The organism is Vibrio sp. Isolate34 (assembly GCF_022397915.1).
GTDB lineage: Bacteria > Pseudomonadota > Gammaproteobacteria > Enterobacterales > Vibrionaceae > Vibrio.
In genome coordinates this window covers 1-942 of sequence record NZ_JAKEUO010000053.1, presented here as the reverse complement: position 1 = coordinate 942, position 942 = coordinate 1, and the positions used below count along the sequence as shown (strand labels likewise).

Sequence of the window (942 nt, the reverse complement as noted above, 5' to 3'; positions counted from 1 at the left end):
TTCTCTTGAAGTCCTTCAAGACCATTGTCGAGATATGCTTTGACCCATTTATTGACGCTTACTCTGCTAACTTTAAGGTACTTAGCTATTTGAGTGCGACTTTTACCGTCAACAAAATGAGAAACGGATAAATAACGCATTCTAAGCCGAGCATTGGATGTGGAATTAATCAGACTCGGAAAATCATGCTTCATAAGGACTCCTTTTAAGAGTCCATATTAGATCACAAAATTAACGGAATTGGTATAAGAAAAAAGCCCGCTGATTTCTCAGCGGGCTTTCTAATGGTGGTGGAGGGATAGGGATTTGAACCCTAGAACCGCTATTAACGGTTGCCGGTTTTCAAGACCGGTGCTTTCGACCACTCAGCCATCCCTCCAACAAATTGTCATCAACAGATTAGTACACTGCTGAGGTTGTTACTTGCTATGCAAATAACGAATTTAAAGCCTGGCGATGTCCTACTCTCACATGGGGAAGCCCCACACTACCATCGGCGCTATTGTGTTTCACTTCTGAGTTCGGCATGGAATCAGGTGGGTCCACAATGCTATGGTCGCCAAGCAAATTTTGCTTTTACTTTCAGCTTTTTAAAAACTGAAGGCAAAATAATCTGGAAAGCTGTTTTTCGTTCTCTTCAAACTCATTCAAGCGTTTGTACTTTGTTTCTGCTTTTAAAAAGCGGAGACAAATAGTTTTGAGTCCACAAAACCCCTTGGGTGTTGTATGGTTAAGCCTCACGGGCAATTAGTACAGGTTAGCTCAATGCCTCGCAGCACTTACACACCCTGCCTATCAACGTTCTAGTCTTGAACAACCCTTTAGGACGCTTATAGCGTCAGGGAAAACTCATCTCAGGGCTCGCTTCCCGCTTAGATGCTTTCAGCGGTTATCGATTCCGAACTTAGCTACCGGGCAATGCCATTGGCATGACAACCCGAA

The 942-nt window shown here is 43.5% G+C and carries 1 protein-coding gene, 1 tRNA gene and 2 rRNA genes; all 4 read right to left on the bottom strand.

Going from position 1 to position 942, the window contains the following annotated elements; genetic code table 11:
• A partial coding sequence (locus tag L1D22_RS22130) for a helix-turn-helix domain-containing protein (protein WP_239830001.1) occupies nucleotides 1-194 on the bottom strand: 194 nt, incomplete at its 3' end.
• 94 nt (nucleotides 195-288) lie between these two features.
• Nucleotides 289-379 (bottom strand) — tRNA-Ser (locus tag L1D22_RS22125).
• Between the two features lie 69 nt (nucleotides 380-448).
• Nucleotides 449-564, bottom strand: a 5S ribosomal RNA gene (gene rrf / locus L1D22_RS22120).
• A gap of 162 nt (nucleotides 565-726) precedes the next feature.
• Nucleotides 727-942: ribosomal RNA gene (locus L1D22_RS22115) — 23S ribosomal RNA — on the bottom strand; the annotation flags it as partial.